This is a genomic window from Novosphingobium colocasiae, assembly GCF_014652555.1.
GTDB lineage: Bacteria > Pseudomonadota > Alphaproteobacteria > Sphingomonadales > Sphingomonadaceae > Novosphingobium > Novosphingobium colocasiae.
Map to the genome: position 1 here is coordinate 135396 of NZ_BMZA01000007.1, position 17644 is coordinate 153039.

Genomic DNA, 17644 nt, shown 5'->3' on the forward strand with positions numbered 1-17644 from the left:
CGTCATCGTGTCACCCGACCAGGAACGGTCCCCGGACAATGGCTACGTGCTTGCAGTTAATATTGAGCTAAGGGTGATGCGAAAGCTTGCGTAAAGCCGCTGATAGCCTGCTTCAGGGTATCAATCGCGGGCGAACAGCCGTCCGGCCAGCCAGCCCATCGCGACTGACACCGCCACCGCCAGCAGCCCGTAGAGCAGCCCGTAATCGTCCGAGAAGTGGGCGATGGCGCGTTCCATGCCCTGCTTGCGCACTTCGACCGTGCTGCTGGCCGATGCCACCACCCGGCCCTTGGATATCGCGAACGTCTCTGCGGTATACGTCCCGATCGGCACGCTGGAGGGCAGGCCGATGCGGGCCTGATACAGGACCTGTTCGTTGACCTTCACGCCGCCCTCTTCCTCACGGTAAAGGCCATTGGCCTCGTTGCGGGCGACAAGGCCGGCGGCGAACCGCGCCTGCTCCTCCGGGTCGATCGCGCCGATCGGCGAGAGTTGCAGCCACTTGAGGCCAAGTTCATAGATCGCCGCTGTCTTGTCATCGACGATATCGGCGATCGGGCGGGTAGAGGCGATGGCATAATAGGAAGGGGCAGAGCGCAACTCGATACTGGCGGCGTTGATCCAGATGCCGGCCATCTTCTGCTTTTCGCGCAGGATCACCGATTGGGTCGGCCCCTTGAGGGTGACGACAATATCGTAGTCCTGCGCGGCGCGGGCCCCTTCGGGCGTCAGGATCGCGCCGAACAGCAGCAGTTCCGTGCCGGTGAAGCCCTGTTGCAGGTCCACTTCATGCTGCGAGACTTCGGTCACCAGGATCGGATCGCGCGCACCGCCCAGCAGGACCGGCAGCAGCAGCGCCAGCGGCAAGGCGTAACGCGCCCTCACAGCGGCGCGACTGTATAGATCTCGTCAGGCCGCCAGCCCAGGCCCAAGGCCATGCGGCCCGCCACCAGCAATACGATCGCCGCGAGCACCAGCCGCAGGATGACCGGCGAAGACCTTTGCGCCAGTTGGGTGCCCAGTTGCGCGCCGGTGACCGATCCGACCAGCAAGAGGCTGGCCAGCACGATATCGATGGCATGGGTGGTCAGCGCGTGCATCATCGTCGTCGCCATGGTGACGAACAGGATCTGGTAGAGCGAGGTGCCCACCACCACGTTCGCGCTCATGCCCAGGATGTAGAGCATCGCCGGGACCAGGATGAAGCCGCCGCCGATGCCCATCAGCATCGTCAGGATGCCGGTAAAGATGCCCAGGATCAGCGGTGCCAACGGCGATATGTAAAGGCCCGAACGATAAAACCGCCAGCGCATCGGCAGGTTGGCGACCATCGGGTGATGCCGGCGCTTGCGCGGCGGCATCGGGATGCCGGTGCGTTCGGCGCGCAAGGTCTGGATGCTCTCGCGCGCCATCAGGCCTCCGATCGAGCCCAGCAGCACCACGTAGAGGATACTGATAACGGTATCGATCTGCCCCAGCCGTTGCAGCAGGTTGAACAGCAATGCGCCGATGCCGATGCCGATGATGCCGCCGGCGACCATCACCGATCCCATCTGGTAATCCACCCCGCCACGCCGCGACTGGGCGAAAACGCCCGACACGCTGGCCCCGGTCACCTGGCTGGCGGCGGAAGCGGCAGCGACCGTGGGCGGGATACCATAGAAGATCATCAGCGGCGTGGTGAGGAACCCGCCGCCGACCCCGAAGATGCCCGAAAGCATGCCCGTAATCATCCCCAGCCCGACGATGACGAGCCCGTTGACCGAAAGGTTGGCGATGGGAAGGTACACATCCATGCGCCTCTCTCGCTACCGCAGCACCGCGCGCGAGAAAAGCGCGCTGTGCTAGGCGCCGTGGACAAATTCCGCAACGCCACGGTTTCCCTGCAAAGCGCCCCGGCGAGGCGCGAGGTCGCAGGAAGAGCGGGCCTCTTTCAAGGCCGAGCAACGCTGCCGGGGCGCTTTGCAGGGAAACCCCGAAGGGGCTGGACCAAAAACCGCCACTTCCGCGTCGGCTCGGCTGGAAATATGGACATATTCCTGCGCCTCGCCTCCTTGAATTGACGGTTTTTGCCTCCAGCCGTGGCGCTGCGGAATTTGTCCACGCCGCCTAGAAGCCGGCGGAAAGCGTCAGCGCGGCCCCATTGCCCGGCTGGGCATTGCCCGCCACCCGCTGCCGCCAGTCCAGCACCAACCGGCCATAGGTCCGGCCCTTGAGAGGGAAGGCCAGGGTCAGCCCCGGTCCCGTGTCCAGCCGGCTCGCGCCTTTCTGGATGCCGCCCCACACGCCCGCGCCCGCTCGCGCATCGACCGGGCCGAGCGAGAACAGCCCGTGATCGACGCGCAACTGACCATCGGCAAAGGGGGTCGCGAACGAACCGCCGACATAACCGCCTTGCGCATAGGCCTCGCCACGCAGCCCCAGCGGCAGCTTGAACGGCGGCAGTTCGGTCACCGCCATCGCCGCCGCCTGGGTGCGGTTGACGCCGCGCTGCTGCGTCAGCCGCCCTTCCAGCGCAACATAGACCGGAACCCGCGCCAGCGGCCGCGCCGACACGCCCAGCGCCGCCGCCGATTCGGGCAGCGCGCCGAGCGTTGATGTGGTTCGCAGGTAAGCCGTGGGCCGGCGGCCGCCGCGATCGAGGCGGAAACGGATGATCGCCCCGGCCTGGCTGGTGCCGTATGTAGCCGCCGATACGCCAGGGGCGAGATAACTGACGGTGCCCTTGCGCAGGAACGCCCAGCTATCGGCAGACCAACGCGAGGGTTTGGCCGGACGATCAGGCCCGGCCATAGCCTGCGGCACCGGCGAACCCTCCGGCCCCGCCCACTGCGTTCCGTCAAGACCGGGCAGCACCCCGCTCTCCCGACTTTCGGGCGTGGTCAGCGCCGCTCGCCGATCATTGCGCCGCCCGGAGCCCAAGCTCCAGCCGTAACCCGACGAATCCCACACCACCAGCGGCTGCCTCCCTGCATGGCGCGGCGCATAGGCCCTGCACGCGCCGCACCCGGCGAACGCCGGGCGCATCGGCATGGCAGCCACCGGATCGTAAGCGACCACGCCCGGCGCGACATCGGCATAGGACTGCGGACCGATACGGGTATCGATCAGATATGCGCCGCCCCCCTCTGCCGCCGGCGCGCGCGCGGCAGGGACCGACATTTCGGCAGCGACCGCGCTGGTCGCGCCCGATGGCGGCACTTCTTCCCAGCCCATCGCCCGCCCCCCGGCCCAGCCGGCCAGCAGGGTCAGCAAAGCCACCAGCGGCTGTCCGCGCCCGGAAAGCCTGCCGCTCACCGTGCGCCTCCGCTCGGCAGCATCGCCAGCCCATCGGCCGCCGGGTGGCGGGTATGCTCGGTCTTGTCCCAACGCACCGTCTCGCCTAGCAGCGTGCGCACATAAGTCGCCAGCGCGCGACGGCCGGCGATGATGGCGATGACATTGGCGACCGGGATGCGCAGCAGCGCCCGCAGCCCTTCTCCCGGCCCGTATTCGTGCGTCGTGAAAGCGAAACGCGCAGCCGCGCGCCACACCAGTGCGCCCGCGCAAATGCCCAGCATCACCTGCAGCGCCGGTGATGGCCGGGGCGGGATATCGATCTGCGCCAGCCGGGCCAGCGCCAGCAGCAGTTCCACCAGCACCAGGACATAGCCGGAGGCCAGCACCAGCGCCGAGAACGGCTCGCGCCGGTCGCGCAGCGTCATCCACAAGTCGGCGAGCCGCGTGCCCCAGCCCAGCCGCTCCCACTCCTGAAACGCAATGCCGTGTATCCACCGCGCCTTCTGGCGCACCGCCGCTTCGAGCGAGGCGGGAAAATAGGCCCGCGTCGCCACCAGTTCGCCGTCCTCGTCACGAACGCGGATGAAGCGGGTCCGGCGTCCCTCGCGCCAGACCAGATAGCCCAGCTCGTAATCCTCGGTGAGACAGGTGGTGGAGAACGGCCCGCCATCGCCCTCCCCTTCGCGCAGCCGGCGGGCGGCGAGGAGATCGAGCAGGTCGCGGGCGATGCCGCAGCCGACCCCGGCGGCGGGGACCGGCACGCGCAGCGCATCGCGCACCACCAGCAGCTTGGCGTGCGCTTCGGTGAACTCCTCGCAGTAATGGCCGCCGATCCACGGCGAGCGCGGCTGCGGCTCGGGGCGGACCGGCAACTGCACCAGCCCGGCCGAGCCGATGGCGCGATCGATCACCGCCAGTTCGGCGGGATGGACCATATCCTCGGCATCATGGATCACCACCGTGCGGAAGCGCTGGTCCGTGCGGCGCTCGTCCTCGGCCAGCGCGCGGTAGAGCCGGTTGAGGCAATCCGCCTTGGTGGTGGGGCCCGCTCGCTCATGGATGACGATGCGCAGGCGCGGGTCATTGCCGGCTGCCGCCATGGCTGCGGCGATCGTGCCCGGATCGTTGCGATAGCAGCCCAGGTACAGCGTGAGTTCGGGCTGCGGCCAAGCACCCAGCGCGTGGCGGATGGTATGGCCGATCACCGCGCCTTCCTGCCAGGCGGCGATCAGCACCGCGATCCGGCCCTCCAGCCGGCCCGCCACCTCGGCCCGGCTGATGCCGAGCGCCGGGCTGCGCCCGGTCAGGCGCAGCCACAGCCAGCAGACGTCGATCGCCAGATCGTCCAGCGCGCCGATAATGAACCAGAATGTGGCGAACAGCAGCAGTTCACGTTCCATGAACTGCAAAGCCGTGATGGCATGGCCGATCGTGTCCCCCGCCTGCACGAAATTCCTTTCCTGCACCGCCGATCATGCTTGCGCCCCGCACTGACGCCATACATGACTGGACCCCGCGCTACCCCCTGCACCCCGACATCCAAGGTACGTAGAAACACGAATATGACTGGACACCGCCACTTCGCCAACAAATTGGCGCGCAATTTCACAAAATTAATGGGCGGTGAGGCGGCTGCCGGGGTACTTCTGATTGCAGTTGCGGTATTGGCTATGCTGGCTGCCAATTCGCCATTTGCAAACGATTACCATGCATTTTTTCATGATCCGCTGCGTTTCACACCCATTACAAAACTGAATACGCTGCACTTGTGGATCAATGACGCTTTGATGGCGGTGTTCTTCTTCGTCGTCGGCCTTGAGATCAAGCGTGAAGTCCTGGAAGGAGAACTGTCCACGGCGGCGCGACGGCGGCTGCCGGTGCTGGCAGCAGTGGCAGGCATGGCGGCTCCGGCACTGGTCTATCTCGCGGTGGCGGGCACAGGCGCACCGGCGCTGCGCGGCTGGGCGATCCCGGCGGCGACAGACATCGCCTTTGCGGTGGGCGTGCTGGGCCTGCTGGGGCGGCGCGCGCCGCCAGCCCTGCGGCTGTTCCTGCTCACCGTCGCGATCGTCGATGATCTGGGGGCGGTGGCGATCATCGCGCTGTTCTACACCGCAAAGATCGATCCGATGTGGGCGCTGGGCGCATTCATGTTCGTGATCGCGCTGGTGGTGGCGGGCCGCACGCGCGCTGCCGGCATCCCGGTGTTCCTGGCGCTGGGTGCCGGGCTATGGCTCTGCGTGCTCTATTCCGGCATCCACGCCACCGTCGCCGGGGTGGCCCTGGCCTTCACCGTGCCGCTGCGGCCGATGCGCCGGGGCGACAGCCTGCTGCTCCGGCTCGAACATGCGCTCATGCCGTGGAACAGCTATGTCATCGTGCCACTGTTCGGCTTTGCCAACGCCGGGGTGGCTCTAGCCGGGGTCGGCCTGAAAGGGCTGTTCGAACCGGTGCCGCTGGGCATCGCCCTCGGGCTGTTCCTCGGCAAGCCGCTCGGCGTGTTCGCCGCCATCCTCGCCGCCGACCGCAGCGGCTTCGCGCTGCGCCCGGCCGGGGCGGGCTGGCTGCACCTGGCGGGCATGGCGATGCTGTGCGGCATCGGCTTCACGATGAGCCTGTTCATCGCCGCGCTCGCCTTTCCCGCCCACCCGCTGCTGATCGAGGAGGCGAAGCTGGGGGTCTTGGGCGGCTCGCTGCTGTCCTCGCTCGCGGGCTATGCGGTGCTGCGCTTCGCCCCCGTTACCACACCCCGGTATTAGGCATCGACGCCCAGGGCTCGGCCGGGGCGAGACGGCCGTCCTGCAGCAGTTCGACCGAAATCCCGTCGGGCGAGCGCACGAACGCCATGTGCCCGTCGCGCGGGGGACGGTTGATGGTGACGCCGGCGTCCGTCAGCGCCTGGCAGGTGGCGTAGATATCATCGACCCGATAGGCGAGATGGCCGAAGTTGCGGCCGCCGCCATAGGTCTCGGCAGACCCGTCTTCGGCCGGCCAGTTGTAGGTCAGTTCCACCTCAGCAATGCCTTCCTCGCCCGGCGCGGCGAGGAATATCAGGGTAAAGCGGCCCTTCTCACTCTCGATCCGGCGCACTTCCTCCAGCCCGATCAGCGAAAAGAACCGGATCGTGGCGTCGGGATCGCTGACGCGGATCATGGTGTGGAGATACTTGGTCATGCGCATATACTCATTTCGTCGATAATGAGGAACGGTTCATCGCCCAGAAAGCCGCAACACGCCACATCTGCTGCCAGCGACCGCAGGGGTGTGCGGCGCTGTGGGAGCAACGCCGATGGCTGAAGATAGTGCGTCCGATTTCGAAAGCAAAACCCCGTTCCTGAAAGAACCGGCAACCCGGCGCTGGCTGGCCAGCTCGGCCATCCTGGCGGTCGGCCTCATCATCGGCGGGTTCGCGCTGGGCGATGGCCTCAAGCGGGCCCAGCTTGCCAACCGCGCGGTGACGGTCAAGGGCCTGGCCGAGCGCGATGTGACCGCCGATCTGGCGACCTGGACGATCGCCTATTCCTCGACCGCAGGCGACCTGCCGACCGCGCAAGCCAGCGTCGATAACGACACCGTGCAACTGCGCGGGTTCTTCAAGGAACTGGGCTTCCCCGCCGACGCGTTGCAGACCGCCGGCGTCAACGTCCAGCAATCATCGGACAACGGCGTCGCCAGCTTCACCGTGCGCCAGCGCCTGACCTTGCGCACCACCGACATCGCCCGCGCGCAGCAGGCAGTGCGGCGGCAGTTCGATCTGGTGAAGCGCGGGGTCATGCTGGAGGATGGTTCGGGCATGGCCTATACCTTCACCAAGCTCAATGCGATCAAGCCGAAGATGGTCGCCGATGCCACCACCGATGCCCGCGCCGCCGCCGAACAGTTCGCGCATGACAGCGGCGCGCAAGTGGGCGCGATCCGCAGCGCGACGCAGGGCTATTTCTCGATCGAGGCGCGCGATGGTGACAGCGGCAGCGGCACCTGGGGCGTATCGGACACCCCGTACAAGAAGGTGCGCGTGGTCACTACGGTGGAATTCTACCTGAAATAGAAATGGGAAAGCCCGCCCGGATCACTCCGGACGGGCCCTCCTGCGAAGCTTGTGGTTCGGATCAGACGATCAGAACGAAGCCGTGACGGTGCCGACGACCGAATCGTCGGAGTAGTTGTTGAAGCTCGGGCCTGAGACGCCGATGTACGACACGCCAACCGAGAGCGGGCCGAACACGGTGGCCGAAGCGCCGATCGAGTAGTCCACACCCGTCTTGTCGCCGGTGCAGTAGTAGCACGGAGCCAGAACGCCGTTAGTGTAGCCGATGTGGCCCGACACGGTCACCGGAGTGCTGGGGATGGCGATGTCGACGTTGCCGTAGACATAGAGGTTGTCATCCTTGCTGCCGTCGAACGCGTTCGGCAGCGAGCTCTGCTTCCAGGCGTAGTTGGCACCGACCTTGATGGTAGCCGGGCCGACAGTGCCCTTGATCGAAGCCCAAGGCTCGAAGAAGTCGGTGTCGAACGCATCCGTGCCGCCCGGATAGACGTAGTAAAGCAGACCGGCGTCGAGGGTGACCCCCGGGGTCACTTCGCCCGACCAGCCTGCAAACAGGTCCAGTTCCTGGCTACCGTAGCCGGGGAGGCTGCCTTCGCTGATCGACGACGACCAGGTGCCGACGTAGAAGCCGCTCGAATGGGTGGCAGTGATGCCGCCCTGGACGGCCATCTTGCCTGCGCTCTGCGAAATGCCGCGGAAGCGATAGTCGGTAACGAGCGAGACGTTGCCGGTGATGGTGACCGGGCTGGCGGGTGCCTCATCCGCGAAAGCGGGAGCAGCGGCCAGAGCCGAGCCGGCGAGCAGGGTTGCGGCGATAGCGCCACGGATCGAGATCGTCATGTTGTATTCCCTCACTTATGACCTTTGTTGCCTCGTCCCATCCTGGCTTTTTCCGGTTCGCGCCTCGTTTGCGGGTGCGTTACCGACAGCAACATTACGTTGCATTGCAGCAATAGTTTGACAAGAGGAATATCTTTTTCGCCACAATCACTGTTGAGGTGTGGGCTTCTTGCCACAGTGAGCTGTGCATGAACCACGACGAGCCGATTGGGCCGATAACTTGCCCCTTGGCCGGCAACCGGCTATACCGCGATGCAACAAATGTTTTTAAAGCTACGCAACCTCTTAGGGGGCCGTCGACCGGTCCGGGACTTCGCGATACCAGCCGGTGAGCGCGTCTATGCCGTGGGCGATATCCACGGCAGGCTGGACCTTTTCGAAGACCTGATCGCCACTATCGAGGCGGACAACGCCGCCCGCGGCAGCGCGGTTACCACGGTAATCCTGCTGGGCGACCTGATCGATCGCGGCCCGGACAGCGCCGGCGTGGTGGCACGGGCGCGCGAATGGAGCCGCCAGCGGCAGGTCCACTTCATCATGGGCAACCACGAGGAGATGCTGCTCCAGGCGCGCGAGGATATCGATACGCTGCGCGGCTTCCTCAAGTTCGGCGGCTACGAGACATTGCTGAGCTACGGCATCGATCCAGACATCGCCGCCGGAGCCGACATCGAGGAATTGCACCGCCTGCTGCGCGAGGCGATCCCCGAAGAAGACTGCACCTTCATCTACGGCTTCAAGAAGCACGTCAGCATCGGCGACTATCTGTTCGTCCATGCCGGCATTCGCCCGGACATGCCGCTGCACCACCAGCAGACAAAGGACTGCCGCTGGATTCGCGAGCCGTTCCTCAGCCACGATGGCGATTTCGGAGCCTGTGTGATCCACGGCCATACGATCACTGACGAGCCCGAAGTGCGCCACAACCGCATCGGCATCGATACCGGCGCTTACGTCACAAATACCCTGACTGCGATCGGGCTCGAAGGCACCCAGCGATGGTTCCTGTCGGCCAGTTCGGCGGACGAGATCAGCGCGGCGGCTTGAGAGCGGGGGCGGTCTGCCCACCCCGCTGCGACTAACGTGCTGCGCACGTAAGTCTCGCTGCCCCTCCCGTAAACGGGAAGGGATACCGGCGCTCGCCCTCCCGTTCACGGGAGGGCCGGAAGGCTTGGCAGCTTGCTGCCTAGCCGGACGGGGTGGGTGCACCCCACACATCAGTGAATCTTCGCCGGGGAGCCTGTAAGCCGGGTTCTGTGTCCCTGCGTGGTCTCCCAAATCAGGGACCTTACGCAAGGCGGCAGCCATTCCTCTTGGCGACACGTTGCCGCGCCGCTCCAGCGACCAACCCGAGCTGCCTGGGTCCGAAACCGACCCTCCGGTCAAGCCGGAACGCAGCCCCTATTCGGTCTTGCTCCGGGTGGGGTTTGCCATGCCGCTCCTGTTGCCAGTCGCGCGGTGCGCTCTTGCCGCACCCTTTCACCCTTGCCCTGCCGGTTGCCCGGCAGACGGCGGTCTGCTCTCTGTGGCACTTTCCCTTGCCCCGGGCCCGAAGGCCAGAGACCGGCGGGCGTTACCCGCCACCCTTGTTTCGTGGAGCCCGGACTTTCCTCGCCACCTGACGGATCAGGTGTCGCGGCTGCCCGGCTCCCCGGCGAAGCGGGTCACCTAGCACGCCCGGTGTCACGCTCCAACAGCAGTTCGAACAGGATGCCACCGATCTCGCCGTCGATCTCGCCGTCGATATATTCGGGCCGCCAGCGCCGCTGGAACGCGCGCACCGCCGCCCGCCCGTCAGTGATGTCATAGCCGAACCGTTCCAGCGCGAGGTAGAACGCGCCGGGATTGTCGTAGAACAGGTTCATCTTGGCCGCCGGCACTTCGAGCGCGAGGCCCAGTTCGCCCAGCCGGTTCCAATCGAAATACTCGCCCGGGTCCTGCTTGCGCGCCGGGGCCACATCGGAATGGCCAACCACATTGGCGCGCGGGATATCGTGCCGGTCCATCATGTCCGCCAGCAGCGGCAGCAGCGCGTCCATCTGCGGCTCCGGGAACGGCCGGTAGCCGAATTCGTGGCCGGGATTGACCAGCTCGATGCCGATGCTGGCCGAATTTACATCGGTGATCCCGCGCCAGTACGACTGTCCGGCGTGCCAGGCGCGCTTGTCCTCGGGCACGATCGCGGTGACGATGCCCTCCTCGTCGATCATGTAGTGGGCGGACACTTCGGCAGCGGGATCGCAAAGCCGTTCCAGCGCCTCATCGGCGCTGCGCATCCCGGTATAGTGCAGCACCACCATCGAAATGGGGGCCTTGCGCATATTGAAATTGGGCGACGGAGCGACGCGGTTGACCAGCCATCTGTTCATAGCCGTCCCTCCCCCGCCCCGCTTTTGCTCAGGCCCCCGGCAGCGTCGCGCCAAGGACCAGCGTCTGCTCGCCCAGCATCGACTGGAGCTGCCCGCCGATGCCCGCGGCGAGCTGCTGGATCATCGCCGCCGGCGCGGTGCGGCTGGATAGCGCGTCATCGGGCAGCGTGCCCTCCAGCGCGCGACCGATATCGGCATCGAAGGCGATGCGCGGACCGGCGGCGCGCATCGCGATCTCGGTTCCGCCGGGTCCCGATTCCGCCACCAGATCGACGGTGCCGCCGCGCGGCAGCGCCTCGATGCCGATATGCGCGAAGTTGAGCAGCACCTTGACCGCCGCCTTGGGCATCATATCCGCGCCCACCTGCCACGACAGCGCAATACGGGCATTGTTGGCCACCAGCGCCTCGATCAGCGCCCGCGCCTCGCTCACCGGCACCATATCGCCGAACCCGCCCGCCGCGCCATAGGCAAGGCGGAAGAACTTGAGCTTGTCGGTCGAAATCCGCGCGCTCTGTTCCAGCAATTCGAAACAGCGCTGGCGCATCTCGGGGTCGGTTTCGTCAGCCAGCAGTTCCAGCCCGTTGGACAGGGCCCCCACCGGGCTCAGCATATCGTGGCACAGCCGGGAACACAGCAGGCTGGCAAGGTCGACCGGACTGGTGGTCATCGTTGGAGAGTGCTTTCCCATGTAAACCCGGTGGGCTCAGACGCCGCCGGGATCATCGTCGACGCGCCGCCAGGACTGTTCGACAAATCCATTCCCGCTATCGCGCCAGAAAGCAACCTGCCCCGCGCCGATGATGGCCCAAATCCGCAAATCGCCGGTGGAATTTTCGCGATCGGTTGCAGAAGGAACCGGCGCGCCGGCCGGATGCGAGTGATAGTAGCCCAGAACCCGCTCGCCTCCGGCGCGTTCGGCCCGGTGCGCGTCCAGCAGCGCGCGGGGATCGATCTCGAACCGGCGGCGCGGATCGGCGGCGACATTGGCGGCCGGAAGCGCCCGGGTGACATGATCGCGGGCCGGTCCCAGCAGCAGGCCGCAGCATTCCAGCGGGGCGGCAAGCGCCGCTTCCTCGTGCAATAGGGAAACTACCGCCCGCGCCACCGCCAGCACCCTTGTCTCGCCGTCTTCCATCCCCAAATCCTACTCCGAAATGGGGGCTGACGAAAACATCCTGCACGGAACCCTCGCCGAGGGCGGCCGGCTCGACAAGGCACTGGCCGAGGCGAGCGGATTGACGCGCGAGCGGATCAAGGCGCTGATCGGCGAAGGCCGCGTGCGGCTGGCCGGGCGCACTGTGTCGCAACCCTCGTTCAAGGCCGCCGCCGGCACCGGCTGGAGCGTGGAGGTGCCCGCCGCCGCGCCCGCCGAAGCGCTGGCGCAGGACATTCCGCTCAGCGTGGTCTACGAAGACGCCCACTTGATCGTTATCGACAAGCCCGCCGGGCTGGTGGTGCACCCGGCAGCAGGCAACCTTGACGGCACGCTGGTCAACGCCCTGCTCCACCACTGCGCCGGGCAGCTTTCGGGCATCGGCGGGGTGGCGCGGCCCGGCATCGTCCACCGCATCGACAAGGACACCTCCGGGCTGCTGGTCGTCGCCAAGACCGACAAGGCGCACGAAGGACTCGCAGTCCAGTTCGCCGATCATTCGATCGTGCGCGCCTATCTGGCGCTGGTCGGTGGCCGCCCGTTGCCCACCGCCGGCACCGTCACCGGCGCGATCGCCCGGTCCAGCGCCAACCGCAAGAAGATGGCGCTGGTCGAGGATGGGCGCGGCAAGCACGCCGTCACCCATTTCCGCACGCTCGAACCGTTTTCCGGCGCGACCCTGATCGAATGCCGGCTGGAAACCGGGCGTACCCATCAGGTCCGCGTTCACATGGCGTCAATCGGCCATGCGCTATTGGGAGACCCAGTCTATGGCCGAACCCCTTCAACGCTGCGCGCGCTCCTCTCCCGCCTCGGTTTTTCGCGCCAGGCACTCCATGCGGCGGAACTTGGCTTCATCCATCCCGTTACAGGGGAAACGGTGCATTTCATCTCTTCGCTGCCCGACGACATGCGGTCCCTGATCGGGGAATTGCGACACTGAAATCGGAATTATGTGCTATCATGAACAGGTGGCCGCAAGCTAAGACGCCTGGGAAGGGTCTTCGACCGTCGGCCGACCTAGAAAGGACGGAAGTCAAGTGACCAGTACAGAACGCAATCTTCCGGCTGTCCCCAGCCTGGGTGGTGAGCAGAGCCTCAACCGCTACCTCGCGGAGATTCGCAAGTTCCCGATACTCAAGCCCGAGCAGGAATACATGCTCGCCAAGCGCTATCAGGAACATCAGGATCCCCAGGCCGCCGCCCAACTGGTGACCAGCCACCTGCGCCTCGTCTCCAAGATCGCGATGGGCTATCGCGGTTATGGCCTGCCCGTGTCCGAACTGATTTCGGAAGGCAACATCGGCCTGATGCAGGGCGTCAAGAAGTTCGAGCCCGATCGCGGCTTCCGCCTTGCCACTTACGCCATGTGGTGGATCAAGGCCTCGATCCAGGAATATATCCTGCGGTCGTGGAGCCTTGTGAAGATGGGCACCACCGCTGCGCAGAAGAAGCTGTTCTTCAACCTGCGGCGGATGAAGAAGAACCTCGACGCTTACGAGGACACCGATCTTCACCCGGACGATGTCGCCAAGATCGCCACCACGCTGGGGGTGTCCCAGCAGGAAGTGGTGAACATGAACCGGCGGATGATGATGGGCGGCGATGCCTCGCTCAACGTCAGCTTGCGCGAAGAAGGCGAAGGCCAGTGGATGGACATCCTGGCGGACGAACGTCCGCTGCAGGATGAAACCGTCGCCGATGCCGAAGAGGCTTCGGTGCGTCACGAACTGCTGGTCGAAGCGATGGATTCGCTGAACGAGCGCGAACGCGACATCCTGACCGAACGCCGCCTGACCGAAGAGCCCAAGACGCTCGAGGAACTGAGCCAGGTCTACAACGTCAGCCGCGAACGCGTCCGCCAGATCGAAGTGCGCGCCTTCGAAAAGCTGCAAAAAGCGATGACCCGCATCGCCGGCGAAAAGCGGCTGATCCCGGCGTTCTGATCCGCCCGGATGGGTACCGATGAATGGCCCGGCCTCCGCAAGGAGCGCCGGGCTTTTTCGTGTGGACTACGACTGTCACGTCAACCAACAGACAATCGCCTCGGCCACCTTCGCAAGAAAAAGGCGATCTGGCCTGGCCAGCTCGCCTTCAGGGTGGGTCCTTGGATCGTATTCAGGTCAGAACTGGCCGCGGATGGTCATGCCCCAGGTGCGCGGGTCGCCGGGTTGGCCGGCGATCAGGCCGGTGTTGCCGGGGGCGACCTGGAGGAGGTCGATGTATTTTACATCGAAAGCGTTGCGGACCCAGCCGAACACGTCGATGCCCTGCCCGCGGAAACCGGCGCGGAAGTTGGTCAGCGCATAGCCCTTCACATCGGTATAAGCCGACGGCGAAGCGTTCGAGTTCCAGTGCGAGCGGTAGTTGCCGTCAACCCCGGCGTAGATCTGGCCTTCCTTGGCCAGCAGGGTCAGCGGGATGTTGTATTCCGCGCCGTAGGACAGGGCATACTTTGAAACGCCGGGCAGACGCGCGCCCGAGATGTCGCACTGGCGCGGGCTGAGCGTACCGGGAACGCCGGCGTTCGAATAGTCCGGAACGGCACCGATCGGCTGCAAGGTACCGCCCGAAAGCTCCGGCGGGCACGGCGCGTTGTCGAACTTCTTGTACTTGGCATCGGTGTACGCACCGTTGACATAGCCGGTGAGCCGGTCGCTGGCGACAACCTTGAAGTCGGCCTCGACACCCTGCGAGCGCACCTTGCCGGCATTGGCCAGATAGCCGCGCACGGTGCCGAACTGGCCGCCGTTCACGGTGGCCTGGAAGTTCTTGATATCGGTGCGGAACGCGGTGAGGTTGAAGGTGGCGCGGCGGCCCCAGAACTGGGTTTTCAGGCCCACTTCATAGTGGTTGACCGACTCCGGCTTCACCGTGCCGGCATCGTAATTGACGGTATTGTCCGCATTGAGCGGCAGGCCGTTCTGGTTGATGCCCAGCGTCTTGAAGCTCTTGGCATAGGTCGCATAGGCGAGGACATCGCGCGCCAGCTTGTAGTTGACGTTGAAGTCATACGTGAAGTTCCACGCGCTGTCTGATGGCGCGCTGACCTGCGGCTGGTAAACACCGCAAGCCGAAGAGCCTCCGGCCACCGTGCCCGGCTCGGGAATGGGCGTGCAACTGATGACCGCCCCGGCAGCGTTCGTCACGATCCGCTGATAGAAGCCGGACTTCTTGTCATAGTTCAGGCGCGCGCCGGGCTGGACAGTAAGCTGGTCGGTCACCTTCCAGCTCACCTGGCCGAACAGTGCGGCGCTGGTGCTCTTGAGCCACTGGGTGTTGCTGGCGGTCAGGCCCGCCAGCGTGGCGGGATTGTTGGCCGGCGCAAAGGGATCGCTCGACGGAGCGAGCACCCACTTGGAGGCATTGACGCCTTGCTGTTCGGTCCCTTGCGTGTAGATCCGCTGCTTGAAGCCGAACAGGCCGATGACGTAATCGATCTTCTCGCTTTCGTGATTGTAGCGGAATTCCTGGCTGTACTGGTCCTGCTGCGACGGGTTCTGCGACTTGGCGACGACCGAGAGGCCGGTGAAGTCACGGTCATTCGCCGGCTTCCAGTCCCAGAAGCGCCACGCGGTGACCGAGGTCAGCGTGCCGCCGCCCACGTCCCACTTGGCGCGCAGCGATGCGCCGCCGATCTTGTTGGTGGCGTTGAGCTGGCTGTCGAGATCAGTCAGGCGCTTGTACGGATCGCGGCTGGGTGGTTCATAACCCTGCGCAGCGGCCAGCGCATCGAACTGGCGATTAAGCGCGCGCTGGGTCTTGCCGACGCGCACGAACACGGTGCCGCAGCATTCCGGGTCCTGCTTGCTGTAATCGCCCGAAAGCGTGAGGCTGAAATTGTCGGTCGGCTTGAACAGCAACTGGCCGCGCAGGCCAAGGTTGTCCTGTTCGTTGATCCAGCGCTGCGAGGTCACGTTGTACAGCGTACCGCGGCGGCTGGTCGCGGCGACGGCGATGCGCGCGGCGAACTGATCAGACAGCGGGCCGGAAATGGCAGCCTTGGCCTGGCGATAGTTGAGGTTGCCCACGGTGAGTTCGGCGCGCCCTTCGAAATCGAAGGTCGGCTGGTTGGTGGTGATGTTGATCGCGCCGGCGGTGGTGTTCTTGCCATAGAGCGTGCCCTGCGGCCCGCGCAGCACTTCGACCTGCGCCACATCGAGGAAGTCGAACGTGGCAGCGGCGACGCGCGAATTGTAGACGTCGTCGACATAGATGCCCACGCCCTGCTCGAAACCGTCGCTGGTGAGGCCGAACGGCACGCCCAGGCCCCGGATGTTGACCGAGGTATTGCGCGGGTTCGAGGTGTAGACCTGCAGCGTCGGCGCGAGCTGCTGGAGCTTGACGACGTTGAAGTTGCCGGTCGCCTCAATGCTGTCACCACGGATGACCGAGATCGCCAGCGGCACGGCCTGCGCGGTTTCGGCGCGGCGGCGGGCGGTGACGATGATGACTTCGCCGCGCGGGTTGCCGTCGTCGTTCACCTGCGGTGCGGCGACGGTCGCTTCCTGAGCAATGGCCGGCGTGGCGACAAGCGCGCCGCCCAGCGTGAGAACAAGCGCGGCAGGCGCAATCGCGGCGCGCAGGCGCGCCTTGTGGACGTGAGACTTCATGTTTTCCCCCTGATGGGTAACCGTGGCATCCGGGGGTCCGGTCTGCGCTGTTGGCCTATGGTGTGGTGAGGCGATGGTGCTCGCGCGGCGTTGACGCCTGCGCCGGAACCCAAAGAGGGTCGGTATCGAAAGCGTCGATTACGGGTTGAAGCGGCGGCGCTCGGTCACTTCGAGCTGAACCGCCTTGCCGTCATGGACGACGAGATGGATCGCCCCGTAGCGCATACCCTTAAGAGCCTTGGCTACGGCAGCGAGCGGCTCGGCAATGGGATCGGTCGCCTCGCGCGAATGCGCCGGGGCGCTGCCGCGATCGGGAGCCAAGTCTATCTTTCTGAACGTCATGAGCAGGGTTCTCGCATTGCGCGCTGATCGCGAAACGTGTGGAGGAAATAAACTCAACTCTTTTAGTTGACAATATACTGCGTGATGATTTTTTTGCATCGCCGGAAAACGGCGCAAATCCGCCGGGGGATGCCATGCCGGCGCTTGCCTGCAGCGGCACACTCGGGCAATCGCTGGGACTTCACGCCACCCCAGACAGGAAGCGCGACCAGGTGCTGCGAATCGTTGCCAAGACCGTGATGTGGTTCCTTGCCGTCTCGATCGGCCTCACGCTGCTCTATCGCTTTGTGCCGCCGCCGCTGACGGTGACGATGGTGGTGGACGCCAACGGCATCACCAAGGACTGGCAGCCGCTGTCGCGGATCGACCGCAACATGATCGACGCCGCCATCGGCGCCGAAGACGGCGCGTTCTGCACGCACAACGGGTTCGACACCAAGGCGATCGAGAACGCGATGAAGCGCAATGCCGCCGGGGGGCGGCTGCGCGGCGGCTCGACCATCAGCCAGCAGACCGCCAAGAACGTGTTCCTGTGGCAGGGTGACGGCTTCACCCGCTACCTGCGCAAGGGTCTGGAAGTGTGGTTTACCTTCCTGATCGAATCGCTGTGGGACAAGCGGCGGATCATGGAGGTCTACCTCAACGTCGCCGAAACCGGGATCGGCACGTATGGCGTCGAAGCCGGCGCACAGCGCTATTTCGACAAGTCGGCCGCCAACCTATCGCGCATCGAAGCGGCGCGCATCGCCGCCGCCCTGCCCAGCCCCAAGACCCGCTCGGTCAGCAACCCCACCGGCTTCACCCGCCGCTACGGTAACACCATCTCGGCCCGGATCGGCACCGTGCGGCGCGAAGGGTTCGACGCCTGCGTCTACAATTAGAATTTGCCTTTCGCTCACACAAACGGAGCAGCGAGCCCCTGATTTTCGTCATCCCGGACTTGATCCGGGTGTGGATTCACATCCGAAGTGCAACGGGTTGAAAGTTTCGGCTGGAG

The 17644-nt window shown here is 65.4% G+C and carries 17 protein-coding genes and 1 other RNA gene; 6 read left to right on the forward strand and 12 right to left on the reverse strand.

Translation table 11 applies throughout. The features are described from left to right. Window positions 1–120: 120 nt before the first annotated feature. From IE122_RS11135 to IE122_RS11150, 4 genes are all read right to left on the reverse strand, one after another. The gene (locus tag IE122_RS11135; RefSeq protein WP_189621246.1) at window positions 121–885 is read right to left on the reverse strand and encodes a TIGR02186 family protein; all 765 of its coding nucleotides are present in this window, start codon (window positions 883–885) and stop codon (window positions 121–123) included. Next, complete coding sequence (locus IE122_RS11140) at window positions 882–1796, reverse strand: sulfite exporter TauE/SafE family protein (RefSeq protein WP_189621247.1); 915 nt, start codon at window positions 1794–1796, stop codon at window positions 882–884. Before IE122_RS11140 ends, IE122_RS11135 begins: the two co-directional genes overlap by 4 nt. A 313-nt stretch (window positions 1797–2109) precedes the next feature. Next, on the reverse strand, window positions 2110–3297 hold the full coding sequence (locus IE122_RS11145; protein ID WP_189621248.1) for a hypothetical protein: 1188 nt from the start codon (window positions 3295–3297) through the stop codon (window positions 2110–2112). Further along, window positions 3294–4727 (reverse strand): glycosyl transferase family protein, encoded by a 1434-nt coding sequence (locus IE122_RS11150; RefSeq protein ID WP_229814030.1) that lies wholly within the window; start codon window positions 4725–4727, stop codon window positions 3294–3296. Before IE122_RS11150 ends, IE122_RS11145 begins: the two co-directional genes overlap by 4 nt. 114 nt (window positions 4728–4841) lie before the next feature. Here IE122_RS11150 and nhaA point away from each other — a divergent pair, with 114 nt between their 5' ends. Next, on the forward strand, window positions 4842–6038 hold the full coding sequence (gene nhaA / locus IE122_RS11155; RefSeq protein WP_189621249.1) for a Na+/H+ antiporter NhaA: 1197 nt from the start codon (window positions 4842–4844) through the stop codon (window positions 6036–6038). Here the strand turns inward: nhaA and IE122_RS11160 are convergent. Continuing rightward, window positions 6019–6453: a VOC family protein gene (locus IE122_RS11160; protein ID WP_189621250.1), complete on the reverse strand. Its 435-nt coding sequence runs from the start codon at window positions 6451–6453 to the stop codon at window positions 6019–6021. The two genes, nhaA and IE122_RS11160, sit on opposite strands and share 20 nt — an antisense overlap. Window positions 6454–6568: 115 nt before the next feature. Between IE122_RS11160 and IE122_RS11165 the strand changes: the two genes are divergently transcribed. Next, window positions 6569–7327 (forward strand): SIMPL domain-containing protein, encoded by a 759-nt coding sequence (locus tag IE122_RS11165; protein WP_189621251.1) that lies wholly within the window; start codon window positions 6569–6571, stop codon window positions 7325–7327. A 69-nt stretch (window positions 7328–7396) separates the two neighbouring features. On the opposite strand, the gene IE122_RS11170 is transcribed toward IE122_RS11165, so the two are convergent. Then, the gene (locus tag IE122_RS11170; RefSeq protein WP_189621252.1) at window positions 7397–8167 is read right to left on the reverse strand and encodes a TorF family putative porin; all 771 of its coding nucleotides are present in this window, start codon (window positions 8165–8167) and stop codon (window positions 7397–7399) included. 345 nt (window positions 8168–8512) lie between these two features. Here IE122_RS11170 and IE122_RS11175 point away from each other — a divergent pair, with 345 nt between their 5' ends. Next, window positions 8513–9214 carry a metallophosphoesterase gene (locus tag IE122_RS11175; protein WP_308430415.1) on the forward strand — a complete coding sequence of 234 codons (702 nt, stop codon included), beginning with the start codon at window positions 8513–8515 and terminating at the stop codon, window positions 9212–9214. 180 nt (window positions 9215–9394) lie between these two features. On the opposite strand, the gene rnpB is transcribed toward IE122_RS11175, so the two are convergent. The 4 genes from rnpB to IE122_RS11195 all read right to left on the reverse strand — a co-directional run bounded on the left by rnpB (window position 9395) and on the right by IE122_RS11195 (window position 11674). After that, window positions 9395–9822, reverse strand: an RNA gene (gene rnpB / locus IE122_RS11180) — RNase P RNA component class A. A gap of 9 nt (window positions 9823–9831) precedes the next feature. Continuing rightward, window positions 9832–10536 carry an N-acetylmuramoyl-L-alanine amidase gene (locus IE122_RS11185; RefSeq protein WP_189621254.1) on the reverse strand — a complete coding sequence of 235 codons (705 nt, stop codon included), beginning with the start codon at window positions 10534–10536 and terminating at the stop codon, window positions 9832–9834. Between the two features lie 28 nt (window positions 10537–10564). Beyond that, entirely contained in the window at window positions 10565–11206 is a 642-nt protein-coding gene (locus IE122_RS11190; RefSeq protein WP_189621255.1) for a histidine phosphotransferase family protein, read from the reverse strand. A 36-nt stretch (window positions 11207–11242) separates the two neighbouring features. Next, window positions 11243–11674, reverse strand: coding sequence for a M67 family metallopeptidase (locus IE122_RS11195; protein WP_189621256.1), 432 nt, complete (start codon window positions 11672–11674; stop codon window positions 11243–11245). A 19-nt stretch (window positions 11675–11693) separates the two neighbouring features. On the opposite strand from IE122_RS11195, the gene IE122_RS11200 reads away from it, so the two are divergent. Together IE122_RS11200 and rpoH are read left to right on the forward strand one after the other, a co-directional pair. After that, window positions 11694–12635 carry an RluA family pseudouridine synthase gene (locus IE122_RS11200; RefSeq protein WP_189621257.1) on the forward strand — a complete coding sequence of 314 codons (942 nt, stop codon included), beginning with the start codon at window positions 11694–11696 and terminating at the stop codon, window positions 12633–12635. Window positions 12636–12732: 97 nt separating this feature from the next. Next, complete coding sequence (gene rpoH / locus IE122_RS11205) at window positions 12733–13638, forward strand: RNA polymerase sigma factor RpoH (protein WP_189621258.1); 906 nt, start codon at window positions 12733–12735, stop codon at window positions 13636–13638. Between the two features lie 177 nt (window positions 13639–13815). Here the strand turns inward: rpoH and IE122_RS11210 are convergent, their stop codons facing one another. After that, on the reverse strand, window positions 13816–16305 hold the full coding sequence (locus IE122_RS11210; protein WP_189621259.1) for a TonB-dependent receptor: 2490 nt from the start codon (window positions 16303–16305) through the stop codon (window positions 13816–13818). Window positions 16306–16443: 138 nt separating this feature from the next. Next, a complete protein-coding gene (locus IE122_RS11215) occupies window positions 16444–16647 on the reverse strand; it encodes a YezD family protein (RefSeq protein ID WP_189621260.1) in 204 nt (67 codons plus the stop codon). A gap of 212 nt (window positions 16648–16859) precedes the next feature. On the opposite strand from IE122_RS11215, the gene mtgA reads away from it, so the two are divergent. Further along, window positions 16860–17528: a monofunctional biosynthetic peptidoglycan transglycosylase gene (gene mtgA, locus IE122_RS11220; RefSeq protein WP_373299134.1), complete on the forward strand. Its 669-nt coding sequence runs from the start codon at window positions 16860–16862 to the stop codon at window positions 17526–17528. Window positions 17529–17644 lie beyond the last annotated feature (116 nt).

What these genes read in the sequence shown, in the direction of transcription:
- IE122_RS11140 (WP_189621247.1), bottom strand. Translation starts at nt 1,796, where the DNA reads ATGGATGTGTACCTTCCCATCGCCAACCTTTCGGTCAACGGGCTCGTC.
- nhaA (WP_189621249.1), top strand. Translation starts at nt 4,842, where the DNA reads ATGACTGGACACCGCCACTTCGCCAACAAATTGGCGCGCAATTTCACA.
- IE122_RS11160 (WP_189621250.1), bottom strand. Translation starts at nt 6,453, where the DNA reads ATGACCAAGTATCTCCACACCATGATCCGCGTCAGCGATCCCGACGCC.
- IE122_RS11165 (WP_189621251.1), top strand. Translation starts at nt 6,569, where the DNA reads ATGGCTGAAGATAGTGCGTCCGATTTCGAAAGCAAAACCCCGTTCCTG.
- IE122_RS11170 (WP_189621252.1), bottom strand. Translation starts at nt 8,167, where the DNA reads ATGACGATCTCGATCCGTGGCGCTATCGCCGCAACCCTGCTCGCCGGC.
- IE122_RS11185 (WP_189621254.1), bottom strand. Translation starts at nt 10,536, where the DNA reads ATGAACAGATGGCTGGTCAACCGCGTCGCTCCGTCGCCCAATTTCAAT.
- IE122_RS11190 (WP_189621255.1), bottom strand. Translation starts at nt 11,206, where the DNA reads ATGACCACCAGTCCGGTCGACCTTGCCAGCCTGCTGTGTTCCCGGCTG.
- IE122_RS11195 (WP_189621256.1), bottom strand. Translation starts at nt 11,674, where the DNA reads ATGGAAGACGGCGAGACAAGGGTGCTGGCGGTGGCGCGGGCGGTAGTT.
- IE122_RS11200 (WP_189621257.1), top strand. Translation starts at nt 11,694, where the DNA reads ATGGGGGCTGACGAAAACATCCTGCACGGAACCCTCGCCGAGGGCGGC.
- IE122_RS11210 (WP_189621259.1), bottom strand. Translation starts at nt 16,305, where the DNA reads ATGAAGTCTCACGTCCACAAGGCGCGCCTGCGCGCCGCGATTGCGCCT.
- IE122_RS11215 (WP_189621260.1), bottom strand. Translation starts at nt 16,647, where the DNA reads ATGACGTTCAGAAAGATAGACTTGGCTCCCGATCGCGGCAGCGCCCCG.